This window comes from Roseovarius sp. Pro17, assembly GCF_035599575.1.
In the GTDB taxonomy this organism is placed as follows: domain Bacteria; phylum Pseudomonadota; class Alphaproteobacteria; order Rhodobacterales; family Rhodobacteraceae; genus Roseovarius.
In genome coordinates this window covers 1,608,755-1,633,717 of record NZ_CP141179.1, presented here as the reverse complement: position 1 = coordinate 1,633,717, position 24,963 = coordinate 1,608,755, and the positions used below count along the sequence as shown (strand labels likewise).

The following is a 24,963-nucleotide window of genomic DNA, read 5'->3' as shown; positions in this document are numbered from 1 at the left end:
ACCCCTTCTTTCGTGGGGATGCATGCGCAAAAATACACCGCAAAACAATATTGGGGACAGACCATGAAAAAAATCACACTCGCCGCTACATTAGCCGCCACATTCGCCGTCGCGCCCGCGTTTGCAGGCAACTACAGCGCACCTGTTATGGAGCCCGCAGTGATTGAGGCCGAGGCCGCCAGCTCTTCGGCCAATCAAGCCGAGATGGTCGCCATTTCGTTGACTGCGATCATCCTGCTGACGGCACTTATCAGCGCCAATTGACGCAACAGGGCGCATCGCGCCTGACCTGACGACAAAAAAAGGGGCGCCCCGGTTGGGACGCCCCTCTTTACTTTTGCTGGACTGGAAAATCAGTGCGCGGTTGCGCCCGTCCCCTCGGGTCCGGCCTTGAGTGCTGCCTCGGCTGCGGCAGCCTCTTCGGCGGCCTCGTCCCATTCCACGGGCTCCGGCGCACGTGTCAGGGCCAGTCGCAGAACGTCGCGGACGTGAGTGACGGGAATGATGTCCAGCCCCTCTTTCACGTTGTCCGGAATCTCAACCAGATCCTTTTCATTCTCTTGCGGAATGAGAACCGTCTTGATCCCGCCGCGCAGCGCCGCCAGCAGCTTTTCCTTGAGGCCGCCGATAGGCAGCGCGTTGCCACGCAGCGTCACCTCGCCCGTCATGGCGATATCCTTGCGCACCGGAATGCCTGTCAGCACCGACACGATGGATGTCACCATGGCAAGGCCCGCACTCGGCCCGTCCTTGGGCGTTGCGCCCTCGGGGACGTGGACGTGGATATCCCACTTTTCCAGCCTCGGCGGTTTGATCCCGATGGCAGGCGCGATCGAGCGAACATAGCTGTTGGCCGCATCGATCGATTCCTTCATCACGTCGCCCAGCGTGCCCGTGGTCTTCATCCGGCCCTTGCCCGGCAGGCGCAGCGCCTCGATGTTCAAGAGCTCGCCGCCGACCGATGTATAGGCCAGTCCGGTAACGACACCGACCTGATCCGCTTCTTCAGCCAATCCGAACTTGTGCTTGCGCACGCCTAGGAACTCACTGAGATTTTCCGACGTCACAGTGATCTGCGTCGCCTTCTTCTTGATGATCATGGTCACTGCCTTGCGCGCCACCTTCGCGATCTCACGCTCAAGGTTCCGCACGCCCGCCTCGCGGGTGTAGTAACGGATGATGTCGGTCAGCGCCTCGTCGGTCAGTTCGAATTCGGTCTTCTTGAGGCCGTGGTTCTTGACCTGCTTGTCCAACAGATGCTGTTTGGCGATCTCGCGCTTTTCGTCCTCGGTATAGCCAGACAGCGGAATGATCTCCATCCGGTCCAGCAGCGGCCCGGGCATGTTGTAGGTGTTCGACGTAGTCAGGAACATCACATTAGAGAGGTCATATTCGACCTCCAGATAGTGATCGACGAATGTGCTGTTCTGCTCGGGATCGAGCACTTCAAGCATCGCCGACGCGGGATCACCGCGAAAGTCCTGGCCCATCTTGTCGATCTCATCCAACAGGATCAGCGGGTTGGTCGTCTTGGCCTTTTTCAATGCCTGAATGATCTTGCCCGGCATTGAGCCAATATAGGTGCGTCGGTGACCGCGAATTTCGGACTCGTCGCGCACACCGCCAAGGCTGATGCGAATGAACTCGCGACCCGTGGCCCGCGCAACCGACTTACCAAGGCTGGTCTTGCCCACGCCCGGAGGACCGACGAGGCACATGATCGGCCCCTTCAGTTTTTTCGAGCGTTGCTGAACGGCCAGATACTCGACAATGCGCTCCTTGACCTTCTCAAGCCCGTAGTGATCGTCGTCGAGAATCTTCTCGGCGCGGCCAAGATCCTTTTTCACACGCGATTTCACGCCCCACGGGATCGACAGCATCCAGTCGAGGTAGTTACGCACCACCGTCGCCTCGGCACTCATCGGGCTCATGTTTTTCAGCTTCTTCAGCTCGGCCTCGGCCTTTTCGCGCGCCTCGTTGCTTAGCTTGGTGGCGGCAATGCGCGCCTCCAGCTCGGCGATTTCGCCCTCGCCGTCCTCGCCATCGCCCAGTTCTTTCTGAATGGCCTTCATCTGCTCATTCAAGTAGTACTCACGCTGAGTGCGCTCCATCTGGCTCTTGACGCGGGTCTTGATCTTTTTCTCGACCTGCAGAACGCTCATCTCGCCCTGCATCAGGCCATAGACCTTCTCCAGCCGCTCGCTGACGGACAACGTCTCCAGCAATTCTTGCTTTTGCTCGACTTCGATACCCAGATGACCAGCCACCAGATCGGCAAGCCGCGCGGGATCCTCGGAATCCGATACGGCCGACAGCGCCTCTTCCGGCACGTTTTTCTTTACCTTGGCGTAGCGCTCGAATTCATTCGAAACACTGCGCAAAAGCGCCTCGATCGTGGTCGCGTCGCCTGGCATCTCGGTCAGGTATTCTGCGCGCGCCTCAAAGAAGTCTTCGTTGTCGATATATTCGGTGACACGCACGCGCGCGATACCCTCGACCAGCACCTTGACTGTGCCATCGGGCAGTTTCAGCAGTTGCAGCACATTGGCCAGCACGCCAGCCTTATAGATGCCTGCGGAGTCGGGATCATCCACGCTAGGGTCAATCTGACTGCTCAGCAGGATCTGCTTGTCGTCGGCCATGACCTCTTCCAGCGCGCGCACTGATTTTTCGCGCCCCACGAAGAGCGGCACGATCATGTGCGGAAACACAACGATGTCACGCAGCGGCAGCACCGGGTATGAGGAATTAAGGGGCTCTTTCATGCTCTTTCCTTATGTATCGGTCCGAAATTCTTTCCGGCCCTTTCTTGGCAAGAGGGTCAGGCCCCGCTCGGCGGCGACCATGCCCTCTCCGTATGTCAGTCAATTTGGGGCAGTTCAGCACCGCTTTCAACCTTGCGCTGCGCAGAATGACTGCGCGAGGCGTTCAGAGCAAGGGCGATCCCCCGCCAATTCACTTAAAATTACGCCTGCTGCGATCAGCACCCAGTTCGCGCCTGCTTCGGCTTTACGTCGTGGAATTATCCGTGCCCACACCTGCTTAAAGCGGCTCGATATCCCCTTGTGCGCGGCGATCATGAAATTGCGTCTGCCACGTATCGAACCGGGCCTCGGTGATTGCTTCGCGTATTTGCGACATAAGATCCTGATAATAATGCAGGTTATGCCATGTCAGCAGCATCCCCGAAATCATCTCCTGCGCGCGAAACACGTGATGCAGATAGGCCCGCGAATAATTGCGGCAGGCGGGGCATGTGCAATCCTCGTCCAAGGGGCGCGGGTCGTCCGCATGGCGGGCATTCTTGATGTTGACCTGCCCGCGCCGCGTCCAGGCCTGCCCTGTGCGCCCCGAGCGTGAGGGCAGCACGCAGTCCATCATGTCGACGCCGCGCGCCACAGCGCCGACGATGTCGTCGGGCTTGCCCACGCCCATCAGATAACGCGGCTTGTCCTCGGGCAGCATATCCGGCGCATAGTCCAGAACGCCGAACATCGCCTCTTGCCCCTCGCCCACGGCAAGGCCGCCAATAGCGTAACCGTCAAACCCGATTTCCCTTAGATGTCCGGCACTAGCCTCGCGAAGCTCACGTGTCACGCCGCCCTGCTGGATGCCGAACAGCGCATGGCCGGGCCGTTCGCCGAACGCCTCCTTCGACCGGCGCGCCCATCGCATCGATAATTCCATGCTCTCCGCCACAGCCTTGTCCGTGGCAGGCAGCGCGGGGCATTCATCAAAACACATGACGATGTCACTGCCCAGCAGCGCCTGAATTTCCATCGACCGCTCGGGCGTCAGCATGTGTTTGGACCCGTCGATATGGCTGCGAAAGGCCACGCCCTCTTCGGTCAGCTTGCGCAATTCGGCAAGGCTCATCACCTGAAAGCCCCCTGAATCCGTCAGGATCGGCCCCTGCCAGTTCATAAATTTGTGCAAGCCCCCAAGGCGTGCAATCCGCTCGGCCGTGGGGCGCAGCATCAGATGATACGTGTTGCCCAGCAGGATGTCGGCGCCGGTCGCGGCCACGCTTTCGGGCATCATGGCCTTGACTGTCGCGGCGGTCCCCACCGGCATAAAGGCGGGCGTGCGAATCTGCCCTCGCGGCGTCGTAATAGCGCCCATGCGTGCGCGCCCATCCGTTGCCGCCACCTTGAAACCGAACCGCGTTGTCATTCGAGTTACTGCCTTTATGCTCTTTTGCGTTTCCTTAAACCCCATTAGGTTAAGTTGCAAAAGCCAACGCGATGCCGCGCATCGCCTATTTTCAGGACTGCATTATGAACAACGACGTGATCATGGACCTTTTGTCCTCCAATCTTATTTACATCCTTCTGGCGCTGTTGATCATCCTTGTGATCTACAAAAGCATCAAGATCGTGCCGCAATCCGAGCAGCACGTGGTCGAACGGTTTGGCCGTCTGCATTCGGTCCTCGGCCCCGGCATCAACATGATCGTGCCGTTTCTGGACAAGATCGCGCACAAGATCTCCATCCTCGAGCGGCAATTGCCGACCGCCAGTCAGGACGCTATCACCAAGGATAACGTGCTGGTGCAGGTCGACAGCTCGGTGTTCTACCGCATCGTGCAGCCGGAAAAGACGGTGTACCGCATCCGCGATATCGACGGGGCCATCGCCACCACCGTCGCCGGCATCGTGCGCGCCGAGATGGGCAAGATGGACCTTGACGAGGTGCAGTCGAACCGCTCGCAATTGATCGGCACGATCAAGAACACGGTCGAGGATGCCGTAGATAACTGGGGCATCGAAGTGACCCGCGCCGAGATCCTGGACGTCAACCTCGATCAGGCAACGCGCGACGCCATGCTGCAACAACTAAATGCCGAGCGTGCGCGCCGCGCGCACGTGACGGAGGCCGAAGGGCGCAAACGCGCCGTCGAACTGAACGCCGACGCCGAGCTATACGCAGCCGAGCAGACCGCCAAGGCGCGGCGCATATCATCCGACGCCGAGGCATACGCCACCTCCGTCGTCGCGCGCGCCATTGCCGACAATGGTCTGGAGGCGGCGCAGTATCAGGTCGCGCTCAAACAGGTCGAGGCACTTAATGCGCTGGGCGCCAGCCCGTCCTCGTCGACTATCCTCGTGCCAGCAAGTGCGCTGGAGGCGTTCGGCAACGCGTTCTCAATGCTCAAGGGCAAGGCATGAACGACATCGTTCAAATCATCCCCATCTGGGCATTCTGGTGGGTTTGGATGGCCGCAGCGCTGCTGTTGGCCATCATTGAGATCATGCTGCCCGGTTTTCTCTTTCTGGGGTTTGCGATAGGTGCGGCGCTGGTGGGGATCATGCTGGTCTTTGCGCCGATGGCGCTGGGCCTGCCATTGCTGCTGGTCATTTTCGCCGTATTGTCGCTGGTGGCATGGGCCGTATTGCGCCGGATTTTCCGGCTGAAGGATGGTCAGGTTCGCCGTGTGCATGGCGATGTTAACAAAGGATAGTGCGGCCTGACGCCGCGCCGTCTATCTTGCAGCATGCGCACCCGGCCCGCCATGGTTGCAGGCCAAGTCGGGCCAAGGCGATCACGCTAACCCTTTACGCTGAGCCGAAACGCGATATATCCGTATGTTCGCCTTCCAGTCAGCCGCCATAAAGGAATCCCGCACATGTCCCCATCCGAGCCGCTAGAATCGCTGCAATTCGGATGGGAGGAATGGATCGGATTGCCCAAGCTGGGCGTGCCTGCCATCCGCGCCAAGGTGGATACCGGTGCACGCACCTCCGCGCTGCATGCCTTCGATATAGAAACCTTCGGCCCGGCGTCCAAGCCCAAGGTGCGCTTTACGCTGCACCCCATTCCGGGGCGCGACGATCTGGTGATCCCCTGCTCGGCCGTGATCGTTGACCGGCGCGACATCACCTCGTCCAATGGCGAGAGCGAATCGCGCTATGTGATCCAGACCGAGATGGCGGTGAACGGCGATAGCTGGCCCATCGAGATTACCCTGACCAACCGGGGCGGCATGGCCAGCCGGATGTTGCTGGGTCGCCAAGCGCTTAAGGATCATATTTCCATCGTCGCGACCGACCGGTTTTTGCAGCCCGAGCTTAGCTACGATGTCTATTCCACCTCGAAAATGCGCAGCGAAGCCCCGGACCGGTCCCTGCGCATCGCCGTTCTCAGCCGCGAAGATAACTACAGCACCCGCCGCCTCGTCGAGGAGGGCGAAAAGCGTGGTCACACGGTCGAAGTTGTCAATACCACCCGCTGCTACATGGCGATCAACGCCATGGCGCCCGAAGTGCATTACGACGGCAAGCGCCTACCCCGCTTTGACGCGGTGATTCCGCGCATTGGCGCGTCGATCACACCTTACGGTGCCGCGATCCTGCGCCAGTTCGAGACAATCGGCACTTGGTGCGTCAACGGTAGCGCCGGCATCGTCGCCAGCCGCGACAAGCTGCACGCGCATCAGATCATGGCCCGGGCCAAAATCGGCATGCCCAACACAGCCTTTGCCGCCAGCCCGCGCGACACTGGGAACATCATCGCGCTCGTGGGAACAGCGCCGCTGATAGTCAAGCTGTTGGAGTCGACCCAAGGTAAGGGCGTCGTGCTGGCCGAGACGAGAAAAGCCGCCGAGAGCGTCATTGACGCCTTTCGCGGGCTCAAGGCCAACTTCCTTGTGCAAGATTTCGTCAAGGAGGCGGCGGGCGAGGATATCCGCTGCCTCGTGATCGGCGGCAAGGTCGTGGCCTCGATGAAGCGCACCGGGGCTGAGGGCGATTTCCGTTCGAACCTGCACCGGGGCGGCAGCGCGGTCTCCGTTCGCATCACCAAAGAAGAGCGCGAAACCGCACTGACGGCCGCGCGGGCGTTCAATCTGCACATGGCGGGTGTGGATCTGTTGCGCGCCGAAAAGGGGCCGAAGGTGCTGGAGGTGAATTCATCGCCCGGCTTCGAGGGTATCGAGGGCTCGACCGGGAAAAACATCGTCGGCAAGCTCTATGAGACGATAGAGGCGCGGGTGCGCCCTGCACCGATAAGAAAGCGCAAGAGCGGCTGAAGCAATCTGGTCAGCCGTCGCCCTGATTGCGCTATGCCATCCCCCTCTGGACGCCCTGCCCGATAATCCCTATATATTCGGTCAGGAAAAGCCGCAGGATATGACATGACCGAAAATCCCCAACCCTTCGAGGGCATCCCGCTGATCGCCCCTTCTTCGACGGACCATCCTCGATATGAAGAGATCGTCGAGGCGTGCCGCAGCGTGTTTGACCCAGAGATCCCGGTCAATATCTATGATTTGGGGCTGATTTATACCATCAACATCGACGCCGAGAACGCGGTCAAGGTCATCATGACCCTCACTGCGCCCGGTTGCCCCGTCGCTGGCGAAATGCCCGGCTGGGTCGCCGACGCGATAGAGCCGCTGGATGGTATCAAGCAGGTCGACGTTGATCTGGTTTGGGAGCCGCCCTGGGGTATGGACATGATGTCAGACGAAGCGCGGCTGGAATTGGGCTTCATGTAAGCTAGTCTTTTCGCTTGCTTTTTCGTAAAGCAGGTAATTATACTTGCATATGAAATGGGCCGTCCTCACAGGTGATATCGTCGAATCCTCCGCGATTAAGGCGGACGCGCTAGACGTTGTTATGCTGGATATTCAACGGGTTGCGTCGGAGAGCTCAGGCTGGGGTCACGCCAATGACGATGAAACCATTACTGGATTTGCTCGACGCGGCGGCGACGGGTGGCAAATAGCGATCAGCCGACCTGCTTTCTCACTCCGGCTCGCCCTTTATATCAATGCTCGTTTGCGTCTGCTGGGTCCGGATTATGCGACGCGCATCGCGGTAGCATCAAGTGAAGGCGAGGCGCTGGATCATATGATGGCGGACCTAAACAGCGCTCATGGCGCGGCTTTTACGGCATCAGGTCGTCTTCTCGATGAACTGACTGGTCACTCGCTCATGGCCCACGCAGAGGGCGGCGCGTTGGATGCGGCCTTTCGCCTCGCGGATCATATCTCGCAAGGCTGGACACAGGCTCAGGCGCGCTCGCTATGCCTGATGCTACCGCCTGGCGCTGGCCCCCGCCGCGTCGCTGCCGAAACGCTCGGTATCTCGCGCCAAGCGGTGGATCAGGCGCTGAACGGTGCTGGATATCCCGCGCTCATGGATGCCCTTGAGGCGCTTGAGGTGACGGAATGACAGAGCGCAGGTGCAACCACTTGCATTTAGATAATGCAAGCCGATACGCTTGCCTCTTTCTGAGGTTTTATCAATGATCGAAACCTTCACCGCCCTCTTTTTCGCCCATGTTATCGCCGATTTCGTGCTGCAAACCGCGTGGATCAACGCGCAGAAGCGGCGCGCGCCGGTGATGTTGCTGCACGGCGCACTGGTGTTGGTCTGCGCGCAGGCGGCGACCGGGCAATGGGCCAGCCCATGGCTGTTGGCGCTGGCGGCGGCGCATGTGGTGATCGACGCGCTTAAGATCTGGGGTGGCTTTCATCATTTTCGCGGCTTCATGGTCGATCAGGCCGCGCATGTCGCGACGCTGGCCATCATATCATTTTACGCGCCGCACCTCTGGGCCACCGGCCTATGGACCGCCCTGCCCGTTCTGCTGCCGCTGATGGTACTGACCTCGGGTCTGCTGGTCACGCTGATCACCGGGCAATATGCCATTGCGCTTCTGATGCGCCCGCATGGATACCGCATCCGCAACAACGGCTTGCGCGAAGGCGGCCGTCAGATCGGCCTGCTGGAAAGGGGGGTGATTTTTGCGCTGATTCTGCTGGGCCAGCCTATCGGCGTCGGATTTTTGATCGGGGCGAAATCCATCCTGCGCTTTGGCACGGCCACCCGCGATCAGCGCACGGCGGAATACGTCATTATTGGCACGCTGGCATCCTTCGGCTGGGCAATCCTGACCGCCGAGGCAACACGCCGCGCGCTTAGCATCCTGCCACCGCTTGAGATCGTGCCCCTGCTGCCCTAGATTAGAGGAAAGGCAAAGGATCCCACTCATGTTCGGCATTCCCGGCAAACAAGCCCTCACCATCACCGATCGCGCCGCGGCGCAGATCGCGAAACTGATGGCTAAGGACGGCCATCAGGGCCTGCGCATCGGCGTCAAGAAAGGCGGCTGCGCGGGTATGGAATACACCATGGACTACGTGGCGGAGGTAGACCCCCACGACGAGATCGTCGAAGAGGCGGGCGCGCGCGTCATGATCGCGCCGATGGCGCAGATGTTCCTCTTTGGAACCGAGATCGACTATGAGGTAAGCCTCTTGGAATCCGGCTTCCGCTTTAACAACCCCAACGTGAGCGAAGCCTGCGGTTGCGGCGAGTCGATCAAGTTTGACGAAGCGCTAAGCCTGAAAGGATGAGCGTTTCCGACGCCGACATCGCCCATACGCGCGATCTGATCGCGCCGCTCGGCACGATCACGCATCGCAAGATGATGGGCGGCGCGACATTCTATGCTGATGGGACGATCTTTGCGATCCTGAGCAGCGACAGCACCCTATTCCTGAAAGCCGACGGCAGCTTTGCCGACCAGATGGAAAAGGCAGGCGCACGCAAGTTCAGCATGACGCGCAAGGATGGTTCGATCGCCACGATGGGCTACTGGACCATGCCCGACGCCGCTCTTGACGACCCGGACGCGGCTTGCGATTGGGCAAGACGCGCGATCAAAGCGCAACGATAAGGGGAGGCATGGTCATGCGGCGCAAACTGGCGGCAGGAAACTGGAAAATGAACGGCGGCAAGGCCGAGTTGGATGGGCTGGCCACGCTCTGCGCCGAACATGACGGCGCTGCGGTCGATATCCTGATTTGCCCGCCTTTCACGCTGATCGGCGCTGCCGCGCAGCAGGCCGAGGGCCACGCCCTCGCCATTGGCGGGCAGGACTGCCACGCCAGCGAGGCTGGCGCGCATACTGGCGATATCTCGGCGCGGATGCTGGCGGAGGCGGGTGCAACCGCTGTCATACTTGGTCATTCCGAGCGCCGCGCCGACCACGGCGAGACCAGCGATGATGTGCGCGCCAAGGCGCGCGCCGCCCACGCCGCCGGGCTCATCGCGGTCATTTGCGTCGGCGAAAGCCTTGAGCAGCGCGAGGCGCAAAATACGCTGGATATCATCGGCGGGCAGATTTCGTCCTCGGTGCCCGACACGGCAACTGGCGAGAATACCGTCATCGCGTATGAGCCATGCTGGGCCATCGGCACCGGGCTGACGCCCACGAGCGATCAGATCGGTGAGGTTCATGATTTCATCCGCACGCGGCTCGAAAAGCGCTTTGGCGCGGGCGTCGGCCGCTCGGTCCGCCTGCTCTATGGCGGCTCGGTCAAGCCGGGCAACGCCGCCGAGATTTTTACCGTCTCGAATGTGGATGGTGCTCTGGTCGGTGGCGCAAGCCTGAAGGTGGATGATTTTTCGCCCATTGTCAGCGTGTTGGAGGGCGCAGCTAACGCTTCATAGTGGCAGGGCGGTTGTTGATTTGATCTCTTCCATCGACAGAAGCGCGGTGACGTTATGCACCTTCACCTCTGAAATCAGGGCCTGATAAAACGTGTCGTAAGCGCGCGCATTTTCGACCCTCACCTTCAGGATATAGTCGATATCGCCCGCGAGGCGGTGCGCCTCCTGTACCTCTGGCCTACCCTGTAGCGCGCGCAAAAAGGTCTGCTGCCACGCCGCGTCATGTTCGGACGTGCGGATGAGGACAAAGAAACACGCCTCGAATCCCAGCGCCTCGGCATCCAGCAAATAGGTCTGGTGGCGGATCACGCCCGCCTCGCGCATTTTGCGGATACGATTCCAGACCGGCGTCTTGGAACTGCCCACCGACTTGGCAATATCGTCCAGCGACTGGCCGCCATCGGCCTGTAATTCTCCCAAAATTTTCCGATCCAGATCGTCCAGACGAACAGCCATTCCGGTTTTCCTCATTCCATGGAATTTTTCCACTAGGCCGCGGTCGAAATGGAACATATTTCCTTATTCGCCCGCCCCCATGGCGCAATGGTGGGAATATTTTCTATATATCAGGGTAAGTCAAACGGATTGGACACGTCTTGAAGTATTTCTCCACCTTCGCCCTGCCAGAGGAGACCGCCTGATGCCCCGTGAATTCACCCCCAAGGTCGTCACCGCCAACACGCTGCTCGAAGGCGACGTTGTCTATCTGACCGCCGATGACAGCTGGACCCGCCTTCTGTCCGAGGCAGACATCCTGACCGACGAGGCGGACGCCGATCTGCGCCTGCTGACCGCCGAGAGCCGCGCCAGTCAGGTCGTCGGCGCCTATCTGGCCGACGTGAGTATCACCGACACTGGCCCCGAGCCGACCCATTTCCGCGAAGAGTTCCGCCGCACCGGCCCCTCGAACTACTTCCACGGCAAGCAGGCAGACCTGAACTGATGTATACCTATTCCGAATTTGATGCCGCCTTCGTGGCCGAGCGCAACCGCCAGTTTCGCGCGCAGGTCGCGCGCCGCGTAGATGGCAGCCTGACCGAGAACGAATTCAAGCCGCTGCGCCTGATGAACGGTCTCTACCTGCAATTGCACGCTTACATGCTGCGCGTCGCGATCCCCTATGGCACCCTTGGCAGCCACCAGATGCGCCAGCTGGCCGTGATCGCCGAGCGGTGGGACAAGGGCCATGGCCATTTTACCACCCGCCAGAACATCCAGTTCAACTGGCCTAAGCTGGCGGATGTGCCAGATATCCTCGACGCGCTTGGCGAGGTGCAGATGCACGCAATCCAGACCAGCGGCAACACGATCCGCAACGTTACGGCAGACCATTTTGCCGGGGCCGCCGCAGATGAGGTTGCCGATCCACGCCCCATCGCCGAGCTGATACGCCAATGGTCCACCGACCACCCCGAGTTTCAGGCGCTTCCGCGCAAGTTCAAGGTCGCCGTGACTGGCAGCCCCATGGACCGCGCCGTGACGCTGGCACATGATATCGGCCTGCGCATTGTCCGGCGCGACGGGCTGATCGGCTATCAGGTCATCGTTGGCGGCGGACTGGGCCGCACGCCGATGATCGGCAAGGTGCTGCACGATTTCCTGCCCGAAGAGGATCTGCTGCCCTATATTGAGGCGGTTGTCAGCGTCTGGAACTCGATCGGGCGGCGTGACAACAAGTTCAAGTCGCGCATCAAGATCACGGTGCATGAGCATGGCGTCGACGACATTCGCGCCCGCGTCGATCTGCGCTATGCGCTGATCCGGCCGCAGTTTAGTGGCATCGACCAGCAGATGCTGGGCGCGATCCGCGATGATTTCCGCGCGCCCGAGTTCCGCGTTGCGCCCACCGATACCTATGACGCGGCGCGCAAGGCCAACCCCGTTTTTCGCGCCTGGGCCGACACCAATCTGGCCGAGCACCGCGCGCCGGGTTACGCCATCGTCAGCATCAGTCTCAAGGCGCATGGCGAGACGCCCGGCGATGCGACCGCCGAGCAGATGCGCGTGATGGCGGACCTCGCCGAGCGCTATGGCCATGACGAGTTGCGCATCAGCCACGAGCAGAACGTGATCCTGCCGCATATCCACCAATCGGACCTGCACGCCGTCCATGCCGCATTGCGCGAGGTCGGCCTCGCTACCGCCAATATCGGCCTGATCAGCGATATCATCGCCTGCCCCGGCATGGATTACTGCACGCTGGCGACCGCCCGCTCTATCCCCATTGCGCAGGAAATTGCGACCCGTTTCGATGCGCTCAAGCTCGAGCATGAGATTGGCGAAATGAAGATCAAGATCTCGGGCTGCATCAACGCCTGCGGACATCACCATGTCGGGCATATCGGCATTCTCGGCCTCGACCGGGCGGGGGTCGAGAATTACCAGATCACCATCGGCGGCGATGGCGGCGCGGATGCCCGCTTGGGTGATCGCACTGGCCCCGGCTTTTCCGCCGATGACATTGTTCCGGCCATCGAGACGATCATGCTGACCTATCTCAAGCATCGCAGTAACCCGTCCGAGACATTCCTCGCGGCCTATCGCCGCCTTGGCATGGCCCCGTTTAAAACCGCTCTTTATGGCGAGGCAGAGGCCGCAAAGGCCGCCAAAAGGAAAGCTGTGGCCGATGTCGCTGCCTGAGAAGTTGCACGCACCGGACCTGCACGCCAAGGCCGCCGCGCTGAACGCCGCCTATCGCCATCATTCGGCGATCGCGGTGCTAGCGCGCGCGCTGCATGACCCGGATGTGGGGCAATTGGCGCTGGTCTCGAGCTTTGGCGCGGAATCGGTGGTGCTGCTGCATATGGTGGCGCTGGCGCGGCGCGGCACGCCGGTGATTTTCCTCGAAACGGGGATGCTGTTCACCGAAACGCTGGTCTATCAACAGGAACTGGCCGAGCGTCTGGGCCTGCGCGACATGCGCATCATCCGTCCCGACGCTGCCGACCTGAACGCGCGCGATCCTGCCGCCAAGCTGAACCAGACCGACCCGGACGCCTGCTGCGCCCTGCGCAAGAGCGTGCCACTGAGCCGCGCGCTGAGCGGTTTTGATGGGTGGATCACCGGGCGCAAGCGCTATCAAGGGGCCACGCGCGCCACGCTGGAATTTTTCGAGGTCGAAGAAGGCGCGAACCGGCTAAAGGTTAATCCGCTCGCCCATTGGCAACGCGGCGACGCGCGCACCTATATCGAGGAAAACCGCCTGCCGCGTCATCCACTGGTGGCGCAAGGATACCCCTCCATCGGCTGTATGCCCTGCACGTCGCCCGTCGCACCGGGCGAGGACGAGCGGGCTGGCCGCTGGAACGGGCAGGACAAGACGGAATGTGGCATCCATTTCCTGGATGGAAAAATGATCAGACAAGGAGAAAGCGTATGAGCGTTATCGTGACCGATGCGGGCTTTGGCCCCGACGACTGGACCGCGCCGATCAAGGCGCTCGAAGATGCACGCGACGGCGTGGGCATTGATCTGGCCGCGTCCGTGGACCCGGCTGAACTGGCCGGACGGTTGCCTGAGATTACAATGATCCGCGTGGATTTTCCCAGCTCGGCGGATGGACGTGGCTTTTCCATCGCACGCCAGCTGCGCCTGATGGGGTATCAGGGCCGCCTGCGCGCGCGCGGGCATGTTCTGGCCGATCAATATGCGATGGCGCGCCGCTGCGGTTTTGACGAGGTCGAGATCGCCGAGGATCTGGCCACACGCCAGCCCGAGGATCAGTGGATGTTCCGCGCCGATTGGCGCGCGCATGATTATCAGGCCAGATTGCGCGGCTGATCGCCGCCTTTTCATCCGAAGACACACCGACTAGATAAAGGTGCCGACGCGCGTTGTCGGTAGATGATATGATGAACGAGATGACAACAGTGACCGATACTGCCGCACAGATCGCAACCGGCGCCACACCGGCCCGCGCCCAGCCGACCCTGCCCGACGCGCAGATCGTTACGCAGGTGACGCATTGGAGTGACCGGCTGTTTTCGTTCCGCATCTCGCGGCCCGCGTCCATGCGCTTTCGCTCGGGTGAATTCGTGATGATCGGGCTGATGGGCGATCCGCATCCCGAGACTGGCAAGCAAAAGCCGCTTTTGCGCGCCTATTCCATTGCGTCCCCCTCATGGGATGACGAACTGGAGTTTTACTCGATCAAGGTGCAGGACGGCCCGCTGACCTCGAAACTGCAACATATCCAACCGGGCGACGAAGTCATCCTGCGCCCCAAGCCGGTCGGCACACTGGTGCACGACGCTCTGCTGCCCGGCAAGCGTTTGTGGCTCTTTGCCACCGGCACCGGATTTGCGCCCTTCGCGTCCCTCCTGCGCGATCCGCAGACCTATGAGGATTACGACGAGGTCATCCTGACCCACACCTGCCGCACGACTGCCGAGCTGACATATGGCGCGCAGATAATAGACGAGATTCGCAGCAGCGAGATACTGGAAGAGCTGATCGGCGAGGGGTTCGCTGCCAAGCTGCGTTATTACCCCACCACCACCCGCGAAGAGAGCCCAAAGATGGGGCGCATCACCGATCTCATGCGCTCGGGTCAGGTGTTCGAGGATTTGGGCGTGCCACCGCTGACACCCGAGACCGACCGCGCGATGATCTGCGGTAATCTGGCCTTTAACCTCGAACTGAAAGAGCTGTTCGAGGAATACGGCCTGCAAGAAGGCGCAAATTCCGCGCCGCGCGAGTATGTGGTGGAAAAGGCGTTTCTGGACTGATTACCAGCATCTAAGACACCAGACATGAAAAAGCCCGCGCCGATAATCCGGCGCGGGCTTCTGCTTGTCGTGGCGTTAGGGGTTACTGGCCCAGAGCCGCGCGTGCCTGCTCCAATGCCGCTTTCAGCAGCTCGGGATTGTCCTGCGCCTTTTGCAGCGTCGCTTTCAGCAGGGTTTTCTGCGTGTCGTTGATGTCCGAATTCTCGATCATCTGCGCGGCAGCATCCATATCAAAGTTCTCAACGCTCAAGGGGCCAGTCGCCTCAGCAGCTGCATCGGCACCATCAGCGGTGGCATCGCTCGCTTCGTCAGCTGTCTCGCCCGTGGCATCGACAGCGTCATCCACTGCATCGCCAGTTGCGTCCACTGCGTCGCCAGCGGCGTCTGCGCCTTCACTGGCCGCATCGTCGACGGCCTGCATCGCATCGCTGCCCTCTTCGGACATCGCATCGACGGCCTCTTGCACGCCTTCGGCGGCGGTGTTTGCGGCGTCCGATGCACTCTCGGCTGCGTCATCGGCTGTATTCTCGACCGCGCTCATGGTGCCGTCGGCGTCTTCTATCATCTCGTCGGTTGCGGTTTCGACATCGGCGGCGGCCTCATCGGCAGCAGCGTCCACGGTTTCGCCAGCCTCGGTTGCTGCATCGCCAGCATCGTCGGCAGTTTCCTGCAACGCGTCAGGCGAATCGATTGCATCATCACTGGTGGTGTCGATGATTTCGGTCGGTGATTTTCCGGTGACCAGCACGTAACCGCCGATTAAAACGATCGCGGCCAGCACGATCCAAAGAAGATTTTTCATCTTTTTATCCTTATGTGTCAATGTATTTACCAGCGGCCCTGAATATTCCTGTGCCAGCCGCCCGCTTCCAGCTGATGTCATGCCCGCCACACCTGCAAGGTGCAAGGGCGATTCCCCCATTATCGGCGCGGATCGGCCTAAAGCGTTTCGCGAAAAACCCGAGATACCGGTTTTCGCGAAACGCGCGCGACATATCAGCGTCGCGCGCGTTTCGCCTTTATCTGCTGCCTCAGGTTAAAGGCGAAACGCTTTAGATAACCGCTTGAAACATGGCTGGGGCATAGCTACGTTGCGACTTCGACAATACAGAATAACAATCCAAGGATCAAAGCCATAGCCCGCAGACCGCATAACGCGCCGCCACAGCGCGACACAGGCCCCCGAGTAAACGACCGCATCCGTGATGCCGAAATCAGGCTGATCGGGGCCGATGGTGACAATGTGGGTGTCGTTTCGGGCGCGCGCGCCATGGAAATGGCAGAGGAAGCAGGGCTTGATCTGGTCGAGATTTCTCCCAATGCCAAGCCGCCGGTCTGCAAGATCATGGATTTCGGTAAGTACAAATACGAGACCCAAAAGCGCGAGGCCGAAGCGCGCAAAAAGCAGAAGATCATCGAGGTGAAGGAGGTCAAGTTCCGCCCCAACACCGATACGCACGACTACGACGTCAAGATGCGCAACGTCTTCAAGTTTCTGGAAAACGGCGACAAGGTCAAGATCACCCTGCGCTTTCGTGGCCGCGAGATGGCCCACCAGGATCTGGGCCGCGCGCTGCTGCAACGCATCGCAGCCGATGTCGACGGCACCGGTAAGGTCGAAAGTATGCCCAAGATGGAAGGCCGCCAGATGATCATGATCATCGGCCCGCTGCCGACCTAAAGCGCCATCATTGATACATCTTAGTTGAAGCGGCGCCCCCTTGAGGCGCCGTTTTACATGGAATCAGTTTGCCGCTTCGACCGCGCGACGTGTCATTACCGCCGCCAGATGTGCGCGGTAGGCGGCGCTGCCGTGCAGATCGGCGATCATGCCATCAGCAGGGACACTCAGCCCATCCAGCGCGCCTGCGCTAAAATCACCGCTCAGCGCATCTTCGGCCTCGCTCCAGCGGAATACCCCACTCTCCGAGGCGCCGGTGACGGCAACGCGCACGCCATCCTTGAACTTGGCCGCAAAGACCGCAACCAGCGCAAAGCGCGACGCGGGCTGCTCAAACTTGGCATAAGCCGACGCTTCCGGCACCGGAAATTTGACCTGCGTTATGATTTCGCCCTCATCCAATGCCGTGTCGAACATCCCCTGAAAGAAATCATCGGCTGCGATTTCACGCTTGTCCGTGACGATCACCGCGCCCGTTCCCAGCGCTGCCGCCGGATAACAGGCCGAAGGATCGTTGTTGGCAAGCGATCCGCCCAGCGTGCCGCGATTGCGTACCGCCGGATCGCCGATCTTGGCGGCCATGCCTGCGAGCCCCCGAAATTTACCTGCGCCAGCCGCCACCTCGCCGTGGGTGGTTCCGCCGCCGATGCATATGCGGCCCTCGTCATCCTCGCAGATACCGTGCATTTCCGCGATATCGGTCAGGCTGACCAATACCGATGGCATCGCCAGCCGCTGTTTCAGCGTCGGGATCAGCGTTTGCCCCCCGCCCAGAGGCTGCGCCTCTTCGGCCGCCAGCGCCTTGACGGCATCAGCGATGGTGGTGGGCCGCTCGATTTCGAATGCATACATCTTGTCTCTCCTGCCTGCGCCAGAATGGCATTGTCTGGCTGCAAATCCCTTGGGCATTCGGGGACTCTGGCCCCGTCCGCGCCTACTCAGCCCTGTTGCATCGCCGCCCAGACGCGCGATGGTGTCACCGGCATATCGACATGATCCACCTTGTGCCCGCCCGATTGCAGCGCATCGACCACCGCGTTGATCACCGTGGGGGTTGAGCCGATGGCCCCCGCCTCGCCGCAGCCCTTCACGCCTAGCGGATTGTGCGTGCAGGGTGTGCCGTTCGTGTGGTCGACGACAAAGAACGGCACGTCATCGGCGCGCGGCATGCAGTAATCCATATAACTGGCCGATAGTAGCTGGCCGTCCGCGTCATAGGTGCAGTTCTCCATCAGCGCCTGACCGATGCCTTGGGTCAGGCCGCCATGTACCTGTCCGTCAACTATCATCGGATTCACGACGTTGCCGAAATCATCGGCGGTGGTGAATTTTTCGATCGTGACCTTGCCGGTTTCAGGATCGACCTCGACCTCGCAGGCATAGGCCCCGGCGGGATAGGTAAAGTTGTTCGGATCGTAAAATGCCGTCTCTTCCAGCCCGGGCTCGACCTCGTCCAGCGGATAGTTGTGCGGCACATAGGCGGCCAGCGTCACGTCGCCCCAAGCCAGCGATTTGTCGGTGCCAGCAACGGTGAACTGACCATCCTTCAGCTCGATATCACCGTCGGATGCCTCCATGATATGGGCTGCGATCTTTTTCGCCTTAGCGATGATCTTTTCGGTGGCGCGCACCATCGCGCTGCCGCCGACTGCGATGGAACGCGAACCATAGGTGCCCATGCCCATCGGTGTGTTGGCTGTATCCCCATGCTCAATCTCGATCATACTGGCGTCGATACCGATCATATCGGCCACGACCTGCGGGAACACCGTTTCATGCCCCTGCCCGTGGCTGTGACTGCCGGTCATCACCGTGATGCCGCCGGTGGCGTTGACGCGCACTGTCGCGCTTTCATAGAGGCCCGCGCGCGCGCCCAGTTGCCCGACGAGGTTGCTGGGCGCGATGCCGCAGGCCTCGATAAAGCAGTTGATACCGAGGCCGCGCAGAAGGCCCTTCTTTTCGCTCTCTTTGCGGCGTGCATCGAACCCGCCCAGATCGGCCTGCGCTTCAAGTTTGGCCACCAAGCGATTGAAATCGCCGGAATCATACTCAACCGCGACCGGTGTCTGGTAGGGAAATTCGGTAATGAAATTCTGCTTGCGCAGCGCGATGGGATCGACGCCCAGCTCGCGCGCGGCCTTGTCGATCACACGCTCCAGCTGGTAGGTCGCCTCGGGCCTCCCCGCGCCGCGATAGGCGTCGACGGGAATGGTGTTGGTGAACACCGCGCGCACGTTCACGTAGACCAGTGGCGTCTTGTAATTTCCGGCCATCAGCGTGCCGTGCAGCCATGTCGGGATCGACGGCGCGAAGGTGCTGAGGTAGGCGCCCATATTCGCCAGCGTGTCGGTCCGCACGGCGGTAAAGTTGTTGTCCTTGTCCAGCGCCAGTTCGATCTTGGTGACGTGGTCGCGGGCCTGTGCGTCGCTCAGGAACGCCTCGGAGCGGGTGCAGGTCCATTTGACCGGCCTGTTCAGCGCCTTGGCGGCGTAGGTGCAAAATGCCTCCTCGGCATAGTGATAGATTTTCGAGCCAAAACCGCCGCCGACATCTGGCGCGACCACGCGCAATTTATGCTCGGGGATGTTCAGCACGAAGGCGCCCATCAGCAGGCGGATCACATGCGGGTTTTGCGAGGTGGTATAGAGCGTCGAATCGTTTGAGGCGCGGTTGTAATCGCCAATGGCGACACGCGGCTCCATAGCGTTGGGGACCAGTCGGTTGTTGATCAATTCGACGGTAGTGACATGCGCGGCGCTCTTGATCGCGTCGTCCACGGCCTGCTTGTTTTCCTCGACGAACCCCCAATCAAAGCAAAGATTGCTGGTCAGTTCGTCATGGACCTTGGTTGATCCCTCCTCCAGCGCAGCCTTCATATTAACCACAGCAGGCAGTTCTTCGATATCCGGCACGATCGCCTCGGCGGCGTCGCGGGCCTGCTCGCGCGTTTCGGCAACGATCGCGGCGATGGGATCGCCGACATGGCGCACATGCGTTTCGCACAGGACCGGGTGACGCGGTTCCTGCATCGGGTTGCCGAAACGATCGGTGACCTGCCAGCCGCAGGGGATTGAGCCTGCGTCCTTAAAGTCCTCACCGGTAAAGATGCGGATGACACCCGGCATCTTTTCCGCCTCACTCAGGTCCAGCCCGTTGATCTTGCCGTGGGCAAGGTCCGAGCGCAGGAAATGCACATAGGCCTGCCCGCGCAGGTTGATGTCGTCGGTATAATTGCCGGTGCCCGACAGGAAGCGGATATCCTCGCGCCGCTTGGGGCTGGCGCCGATGCCGCCGTGATCGGATGGGCTGTCCTTGGGCATGTCATGTCTCCCCCTGAGTTGGCGATATGGTGAGCAGGCTTATTCGGCGGCGATGCCGCCCGGAATGGCGCTTACGTCCTGCCCGCTCGCAGCCATGATCGCCTTGACGATGTTGTGATAACCAGTGCAGCGGCAAATATTGCCCTGCAGGTAGCTGCGCACCTCGGTCTCGCTGGGTTTGGGGTTTTCCTTCAGCAGAGCCGCCGCGCTCATCACCATGCCGGGGGTGCAAAATCCGCACTGAAGGCCGTGATAATCCTGAAACGCCTGCTGGATGGTGTTCAGCGTGCCGTCAGGGGCCGCCTGCCCTTCGATCGTGTCCACCTCGGCGCCCTCGGCCTCGGCGGCGAAGATGGTGCAGGATTTGACCGCCTTGCCATCCACATGCACGACGCACGCGCCGCATTGACTGGTGTCGCAGCCGACATGCGTGCCGGTCAGGCCCAGATTTTCGCGCAGGAAATCGACAAGCAGCGTGCGGCCCTCAATGGTACCGCTCGCGGTCTTGCCATTCACGGTCATGCTGACCTGTGACATGGGCACCCTCCCTTGAGCTATCTTTGTTGTTGGCCTGAGTTAAGCACGCCAAATCACACTTGAGAAGCCTGTTTTTACGCCGATGTCTTGCCGCGGCGCGGCATCGGGCGGCTGGGAATTTCCTTGAGCAGGCCGCCCACGCCCATCGCGGCGATATCCTCGGCGCCCACCTCGATCCCGCAGGCGATGCGCGCCAGAACCCAGTCGGCGCCGTTCAGCGCGGGCGCGCGCGCGCAACCCGGCAGGCCGATGACCGGTCTGGGGCCAAGCGCGCCCAGAAACAGCAGGTTGCCCGGATCGACCGGAATGCCGACGCGCGTGACCTCGCCGCCGGCTGCCCGCAACCCTGCCGGGCCGGTGTCATTAACGTCCGAGGTGGCGGATGCGGTCAGGATCAGCACCATCTCCCCTTTGGCGCGTACCAATGCTCTGGCGATGGCATCCGAGTCATGTGGCACGCGCAGTTCCTCGTCCAAGGTCATGCCCAACGCTTCCAGCCGCCCGGAAATGGCGCCGTTGTCCTTTTTGGCCACGCGCCCTGCGATTTCGGTCACGATCAGGCTGGCATTGCGCAGCCGGGGCGCCGCCAAACGTACGGCACCGCGCGCAGCGGTGCAGGCCATTTCGACCGCAGCCTCAGGCACCGCGTATGAGATTATCTTGACCGTAGCGATCAAGCCGTCCGCGCGGGTCTGGTGCAGGTCCGGCACTGTCGCGATCGTTATCATCGGGTCCGCGGCATTGGCGGCGTGGATCGCAGCGGCGTTCAGGCGCACGATACCGGGCCCTTCGGCGATCAAATTGACGCGGCCCGTGCCGGGATTGCCCAGCACGATACCGCTCGCGCCCTCGGCCAGTGCGCCAGCCAGACGGGCGGCGGCGGCGTCCTCGCCCAGATCACCAGGCTCGAGCCGCGCAACTGTGACCTCGCCAATGCCGGCCGCGCGCAGTTGGTCCAAATGGCAGGCCTCTAACATCAACCCCTTTTGCAACCGGCCCTCAACCACCGCCACGGAATGGGCGAGGATCGCGCCAGCGGCCTCATTCAGCGGGACAGAACCGAACTTCATGGCCCGCGCCTCAGAACTTGGGTCATCTGCGCAAGGATGCTCAGCGCGATCTCGGCCGGTCCAGCGGCGCCAATATCAAGTCCGATGGGGCCATGGATGCGCGCCAGGTCGGTTGGCGAAAATCCGGCCTCGCCCATCCGCTCCAACCGTTTCGCATGGGTGCGGGTCGAGCCAAGCGCGCCGATGTAGAACACATCGCTGCGCAGCGCCTCGGTCAGGGCCGGGTCGTCCAGCTTGGGGTCATGCGTCAGCAGCACCAGCGCCGTGCGCGCGTCCAGCCCCAGCGCGCGCACGGCGTCGTCGGGCCAGTCGTCCAGCAGCGTTTCCCCAGGAAAGCGCGCCGCGCTGGCAAAGGCACTGCGGGGGTCAATCACGACCGGATCGTAGCCGACCTGCCGCGCCATCGGCACCAGTGCCTGCGCGATATGGACCGCGCCGACAACGATCAGACGCAGGGGGGGATTGTGAATGGCGACGAACGTCTCGCCATCCTCCTCAAACCCCGAGCGATCCATGCGAAAGCGGTCTTGGTGGCCGGTGAGCTCAATGTAAGGCGTGGTGTTCGGCGGGCTGACCAATGCGGCGGCTCGGCGCGCGGCGCGAGCCTCGATCAGGTCGGCGAGAACGTTCTCAGGCAGAGCAATGCCCACAGGCTGCACCAGCACCCGGATTGTGCCACCGCAAGCGAGGCCGACGGCAAAGGCATCGCCATCGGCGACGCCATATTCCAAAATCCGGGGGGCGCCATCGGCAATCGCCTCTTGCGCTTCGGCGACCACTGCGCCCTCGACACAGCCGCCAGAAACCGACCCGGCCATGTCGCCCGCGCCCGAAACTGCCAGCATCGCGCCCACGCGGCGCGGTGCGCTGCCCCATGTCTGTACGACTGTGGCAAGGGCGCTACCCGTTCCGGCGCGATGCCAGTCCAGTGCGATGCGCGGAATATCGTCGAGATCATCCATGAAAAAGGCCCTCCGCCATCAGTATGAGGCGGAGGGCCGAAACACTCAATCAGAGTTTAGCAGCTTAACTGCCGCCTTTTTATCGACCGCCATCCAGCAGCGGCGTGATGTTGCGCACCGCACCGCGCCGGTTGGCACGAATGTCGCCCAGCTGGCGCACGCGCAGATCCTGCTCGCCGTACCCCTGCACGATCATGTTGGCAGGCGGCACGTTGAAATACTCGGTAAGGGCCAACGCCACCGATTCCGCGCGGCGGTCCGACAGGGCGAGGTTGTAGCTGGCATCGCCAACGGTATCGGTGTGCCCCTCGATCAGGAACACCTGTCCCGGATCGTCATCGATCGCAGCGGTCATCGCGCGGCCCAGGTCGGACAGATCCTGTGCCTCATCCGCATCGATCACCGCTGAGCCGGTCTTGAAGTTGATCGCGTCCAGCGCAATCACCGGGACGAGATGGCGCACCGCGTCGATCCTGCGGATCTGATTCAGCGAGTATGTGCGATCGGTCGCTTGGCCACTGGACGAACTTAGCGCCATCCGCAACTGCTCCACGTCCGACGTGCTGTAGTCGTAATCGCGGGCTGCGGCAGCGCGATTGGCGCTTTCCAACTCGCTCACGTCGACGCGGGCATAGGTCTTGGTATCGTCGAACAGATCGATGCTGCGCCCATCGGCCAGCACGCGTGTCCTGCGCAGGACACGCCCGTCGGCCGCGCGGATCGTCACGGTCGAGCTGCCGTCGGCCTCGGTCACCGAAGAGCGGGTCGAGCCGTCGGAATAGGTCTGCGTCTGCACCTCGTTGCCGGGACGGCGCAGAAGAGTGTCGTCATCCTTGATGATGCGGTACGCGCCAGACGGCTCTTGCACGACGACACGGTCACCGGTGTTTGATACCACCTGACCACCGCCATCCAGCAGCTTGCCGACTGCATAGGCACCAAGGCCAGCGGCAGCGACGATACCAACTGCCTTCAGCAGGTCGTTATCCTTTTTCTTAGAGGCAGAAGCAGCCCTAGCGGCTTTTGCAGCCTTGGCGGCGCGTGTCTGATCACCGCTGGCGGTCGTGTCGAATTCTTCGTCCGAGGCACGGGCCTGATCTTCGGTCACGGTGCCCTCTTGGGTATCGACAACCTCGCCTTCGTCCGAGGCGGCAGCAGCGGAGGCTGCGGTCTCATCAGCGCTCTGGGCGGCATTGGCCTGATCTTCGGCGCTAATCTCGGGAAGCACGTCAGGCGCTGCGTTTTCGGTGGATTCGGTCTGCGTGGCCTCGCCAACAAGGGGCGATGTCGCATCTTCGCCCGATTGCGCGGGGGCCTCCTCGGCGACATCTTGTGCGGCTGCATCGGCAGCGGCGTCTGCATCAGCCTGGGCTTTCGCATCGGCCTCCGCATCTGCGTCTGCTGCGGCAGCTTCAGCTTCTGCTTCGGCAGCAGCGTCTGCTTCTGCCTGCGCGGCGGCGTCAGCTTCGGTCTCGACAGCGGCGTCTAGCTCTGCCTGCGCGGCTGCCTCAGCCTCAGCTTCGGCAGCGGCGTCTGCTTCTGCCTGTACGGCGGCATCTGCTTCGTCCTGAGCCATTTTAGCGCCTTCAGCATCTGCCTCGGCTTGCGCGGCCTGCGCGTCGGCCGCAGCTTGGGCTGCTTCTGCCTCGGCCTGCTGCTTAGCCGCTGCGTCTGCTTCGGCCTGCTTTTGGGCCGCAGCTTCCGCCTCTGCGTCAGCGGCTGCATCCGCCTCTGCCTGTGCCTGAATTGCCTCTGCTTCGGCGGCGGCTTCGGTCTCAGCGGCTGCTGCTGCCTCGGCCTCTGCCGCCTCTGCTTCGGCTTGGATCGCGTCTGCATCCACTTCTGCGGCCGCCGCTGCTGCCTCGGCTTCGGCTTTTGCTTGGGCGGCTGCGTCTAGCTCTGCTTGAGCCTCGGCAGAGAGTGTCGTGTCCTGCTCACCTGATTCGGTGGCGGGCGTTTCTCCGATGACGTCGGACAGCAACTCCTGAGCAGCGGTGCTGTTTTCGTTCTCGGCCAGTCGAAGTTCGACCGCCGGGCGACGAGCATCCGTCGCGGGCGCTGCGGTGCCGAAAGCCGATGAAGGCAGCGGTGCGGCCGCGTTCAGGACAAGCGCGAGTGCGGTAGTAGATGTAAGCCAATGGCGAGACATGTTCTCTCCTGTCGGTGATTGAGATTGCGCCGCGCAGATTTGCACGGCTTTGGAGCA

26 protein-coding genes are annotated in these 24,963 nt (G+C 61.6%); 16 read left to right on the top strand and 10 right to left on the bottom strand.

Going from position 1 to position 24,963, the window contains the following annotated elements:
* Positions 1 to 63: 63 nt before the first annotated feature.
* Entirely contained in the window at positions 64 to 264 is a 201-nt protein-coding gene (locus tag U3654_RS07935; RefSeq protein ID WP_324754795.1) for a hypothetical protein, read from the top strand.
* Between the two features lie 89 nt (positions 265 to 353).
* On the opposite strand, the gene lon is transcribed toward U3654_RS07935, so the two are convergent.
* Both lon and tgt read right to left on the bottom strand, forming a co-directional pair.
* Positions 354 to 2,765 (bottom strand): endopeptidase La, encoded by a 2,412-nt coding sequence (gene lon / locus U3654_RS07930; protein WP_324754794.1) that lies wholly within the window; start codon positions 2,763 to 2,765, stop codon positions 354 to 356.
* 277 nt (positions 2,766 to 3,042) lie between these two features.
* Positions 3,043 to 4,173 (bottom strand): tRNA guanosine(34) transglycosylase Tgt, encoded by a 1,131-nt coding sequence (gene tgt, locus U3654_RS07925; RefSeq protein ID WP_324754793.1) that lies wholly within the window; start codon positions 4,171 to 4,173, stop codon positions 3,043 to 3,045.
* A 104-nt stretch (positions 4,174 to 4,277) separates the two neighbouring features.
* Between tgt and U3654_RS07920 the strand changes: the two genes are divergently transcribed.
* From U3654_RS07920 to tpiA, 9 genes are all read left to right on the top strand, one after another.
* The gene (locus tag U3654_RS07920) at positions 4,278 to 5,168 is read left to right on the top strand and encodes an SPFH domain-containing protein (RefSeq protein WP_324754792.1); all 891 of its coding nucleotides are present in this window, start codon (positions 4,278 to 4,280) and stop codon (positions 5,166 to 5,168) included.
* Positions 5,165 to 5,461 (top strand): hypothetical protein, encoded by a 297-nt coding sequence (locus U3654_RS07915; RefSeq protein ID WP_324754791.1) that lies wholly within the window; start codon positions 5,165 to 5,167, stop codon positions 5,459 to 5,461. Before U3654_RS07920 ends, U3654_RS07915 begins: the two co-directional genes overlap by 4 nt.
* Positions 5,462 to 5,626: 165 nt before the next feature.
* The gene (rimK, locus tag U3654_RS07910; RefSeq protein WP_324754790.1) at positions 5,627 to 7,027 is read left to right on the top strand and encodes a 30S ribosomal protein S6--L-glutamate ligase; all 1,401 of its coding nucleotides are present in this window, start codon (positions 5,627 to 5,629) and stop codon (positions 7,025 to 7,027) included.
* Positions 7,028 to 7,132: 105 nt separating this feature from the next.
* Positions 7,133 to 7,495, top strand: coding sequence for an SUF system Fe-S cluster assembly protein (locus U3654_RS07905; RefSeq protein WP_324754789.1), 363 nt, complete (start codon positions 7,133 to 7,135; stop codon positions 7,493 to 7,495).
* Positions 7,496 to 7,544: 49 nt separating this feature from the next.
* Entirely contained in the window at positions 7,545 to 8,174 is a 630-nt protein-coding gene (locus U3654_RS07900; RefSeq protein ID WP_324754788.1) for a MarR family transcriptional regulator, read from the top strand.
* A 73-nt stretch (positions 8,175 to 8,247) separates the two neighbouring features.
* Entirely contained in the window at positions 8,248 to 8,967 is a 720-nt protein-coding gene (locus tag U3654_RS07895) for a DUF3307 domain-containing protein (protein ID WP_324754787.1), read from the top strand.
* Between the two features lie 28 nt (positions 8,968 to 8,995).
* Positions 8,996 to 9,361: an iron-sulfur cluster assembly accessory protein gene (locus tag U3654_RS07890; RefSeq protein WP_324754786.1), complete on the top strand. Its 366-nt coding sequence runs from the start codon at positions 8,996 to 8,998 to the stop codon at positions 9,359 to 9,361.
* On the top strand, positions 9,358 to 9,684 hold the full coding sequence (locus U3654_RS07885; protein ID WP_324754785.1) for a TfoX/Sxy family protein: 327 nt from the start codon (positions 9,358 to 9,360) through the stop codon (positions 9,682 to 9,684). Before U3654_RS07890 ends, U3654_RS07885 begins: the two co-directional genes overlap by 4 nt.
* Positions 9,685 to 9,698: 14 nt before the next feature.
* Positions 9,699 to 10,460: a triose-phosphate isomerase gene (tpiA, locus tag U3654_RS07880; protein ID WP_324754784.1), complete on the top strand. Its 762-nt coding sequence runs from the start codon at positions 9,699 to 9,701 to the stop codon at positions 10,458 to 10,460.
* On the opposite strand, the gene U3654_RS07875 is transcribed toward tpiA, so the two are convergent.
* Positions 10,455 to 10,916: an Lrp/AsnC family transcriptional regulator gene (locus U3654_RS07875; RefSeq protein WP_324754783.1), complete on the bottom strand. Its 462-nt coding sequence runs from the start codon at positions 10,914 to 10,916 to the stop codon at positions 10,455 to 10,457. The two genes, tpiA and U3654_RS07875, sit on opposite strands and share 6 nt — an antisense overlap.
* Before the next feature lie 184 nt (positions 10,917 to 11,100).
* Between U3654_RS07875 and U3654_RS07870 the strand changes: the two genes are divergently transcribed.
* The 5 genes from U3654_RS07870 to U3654_RS07850 all read left to right on the top strand — a co-directional run bounded on the left by U3654_RS07870 (position 11,101) and on the right by U3654_RS07850 (position 15,187).
* Positions 11,101 to 11,403, top strand: coding sequence for a DUF2849 domain-containing protein (locus U3654_RS07870; protein ID WP_324754782.1), 303 nt, complete (start codon positions 11,101 to 11,103; stop codon positions 11,401 to 11,403).
* Positions 11,403 to 13,100 (top strand): nitrite/sulfite reductase, encoded by a 1,698-nt coding sequence (locus tag U3654_RS07865; protein ID WP_324754781.1) that lies wholly within the window; start codon positions 11,403 to 11,405, stop codon positions 13,098 to 13,100. The genes U3654_RS07870 and U3654_RS07865 overlap by 1 nt, the downstream gene beginning before the upstream one ends.
* Positions 13,087 to 13,839 carry a phosphoadenylyl-sulfate reductase gene (locus tag U3654_RS07860; RefSeq protein WP_324754780.1) on the top strand — a complete coding sequence of 251 codons (753 nt, stop codon included), beginning with the start codon at positions 13,087 to 13,089 and terminating at the stop codon, positions 13,837 to 13,839. Before U3654_RS07865 ends, U3654_RS07860 begins: the two co-directional genes overlap by 14 nt.
* A complete protein-coding gene (locus tag U3654_RS07855) occupies positions 13,836 to 14,240 on the top strand; it encodes a DUF934 domain-containing protein (protein ID WP_324754779.1) in 405 nt (134 codons plus the stop codon). The genes U3654_RS07860 and U3654_RS07855 overlap by 4 nt, the downstream gene beginning before the upstream one ends.
* 71 nt (positions 14,241 to 14,311) lie before the next feature.
* The gene (locus tag U3654_RS07850) at positions 14,312 to 15,187 is read left to right on the top strand and encodes a ferredoxin--NADP reductase (protein WP_324755252.1); all 876 of its coding nucleotides are present in this window, start codon (positions 14,312 to 14,314) and stop codon (positions 15,185 to 15,187) included.
* A gap of 82 nt (positions 15,188 to 15,269) precedes the next feature.
* Here U3654_RS07850 and U3654_RS07845 read toward each other — a convergent pair whose 3' ends face one another.
* Positions 15,270 to 15,989, bottom strand: coding sequence for a translation initiation factor 3 (locus tag U3654_RS07845; protein ID WP_324754778.1), 720 nt, complete (start codon positions 15,987 to 15,989; stop codon positions 15,270 to 15,272).
* A 333-nt stretch (positions 15,990 to 16,322) separates the two neighbouring features.
* Between U3654_RS07845 and infC the strand changes: the two genes are divergently transcribed.
* Positions 16,323 to 16,868: a translation initiation factor IF-3 gene (infC, locus tag U3654_RS07840; RefSeq protein WP_416384590.1), complete on the top strand. Its 546-nt coding sequence runs from the start codon at positions 16,323 to 16,325 to the stop codon at positions 16,866 to 16,868.
* A gap of 63 nt (positions 16,869 to 16,931) precedes the next feature.
* Here the strand turns inward: infC and U3654_RS07835 are convergent, their stop codons facing one another.
* The 6 genes from U3654_RS07835 to U3654_RS07810 form a co-directional block, all read right to left on the bottom strand.
* Entirely contained in the window at positions 16,932 to 17,720 is a 789-nt protein-coding gene (locus U3654_RS07835; RefSeq protein WP_324754777.1) for a xanthine dehydrogenase family protein subunit M, read from the bottom strand.
* A gap of 86 nt (positions 17,721 to 17,806) precedes the next feature.
* Positions 17,807 to 20,188, bottom strand: coding sequence for a xanthine dehydrogenase family protein molybdopterin-binding subunit (locus U3654_RS07830; RefSeq protein WP_324754776.1), 2,382 nt, complete (start codon positions 20,186 to 20,188; stop codon positions 17,807 to 17,809).
* A gap of 39 nt (positions 20,189 to 20,227) precedes the next feature.
* Entirely contained in the window at positions 20,228 to 20,725 is a 498-nt protein-coding gene (locus U3654_RS07825; protein ID WP_324754775.1) for a (2Fe-2S)-binding protein, read from the bottom strand.
* 74 nt (positions 20,726 to 20,799) lie between these two features.
* A complete protein-coding gene (locus tag U3654_RS07820; protein WP_324754774.1) occupies positions 20,800 to 21,795 on the bottom strand; it encodes a molybdopterin-binding protein in 996 nt (331 codons plus the stop codon).
* On the bottom strand, positions 21,792 to 22,757 hold the full coding sequence (locus tag U3654_RS07815) for an XdhC family protein (protein WP_324754773.1): 966 nt from the start codon (positions 22,755 to 22,757) through the stop codon (positions 21,792 to 21,794). The genes U3654_RS07820 and U3654_RS07815 overlap by 4 nt, the downstream gene beginning before the upstream one ends.
* Positions 22,758 to 22,836: 79 nt before the next feature.
* Positions 22,837 to 24,906 carry an OmpA family protein gene (locus tag U3654_RS07810; RefSeq protein ID WP_324754772.1) on the bottom strand — a complete coding sequence of 690 codons (2,070 nt, stop codon included), beginning with the start codon at positions 24,904 to 24,906 and terminating at the stop codon, positions 22,837 to 22,839.
* Between the last annotated feature and the right edge of the window lie 57 nt (positions 24,907 to 24,963).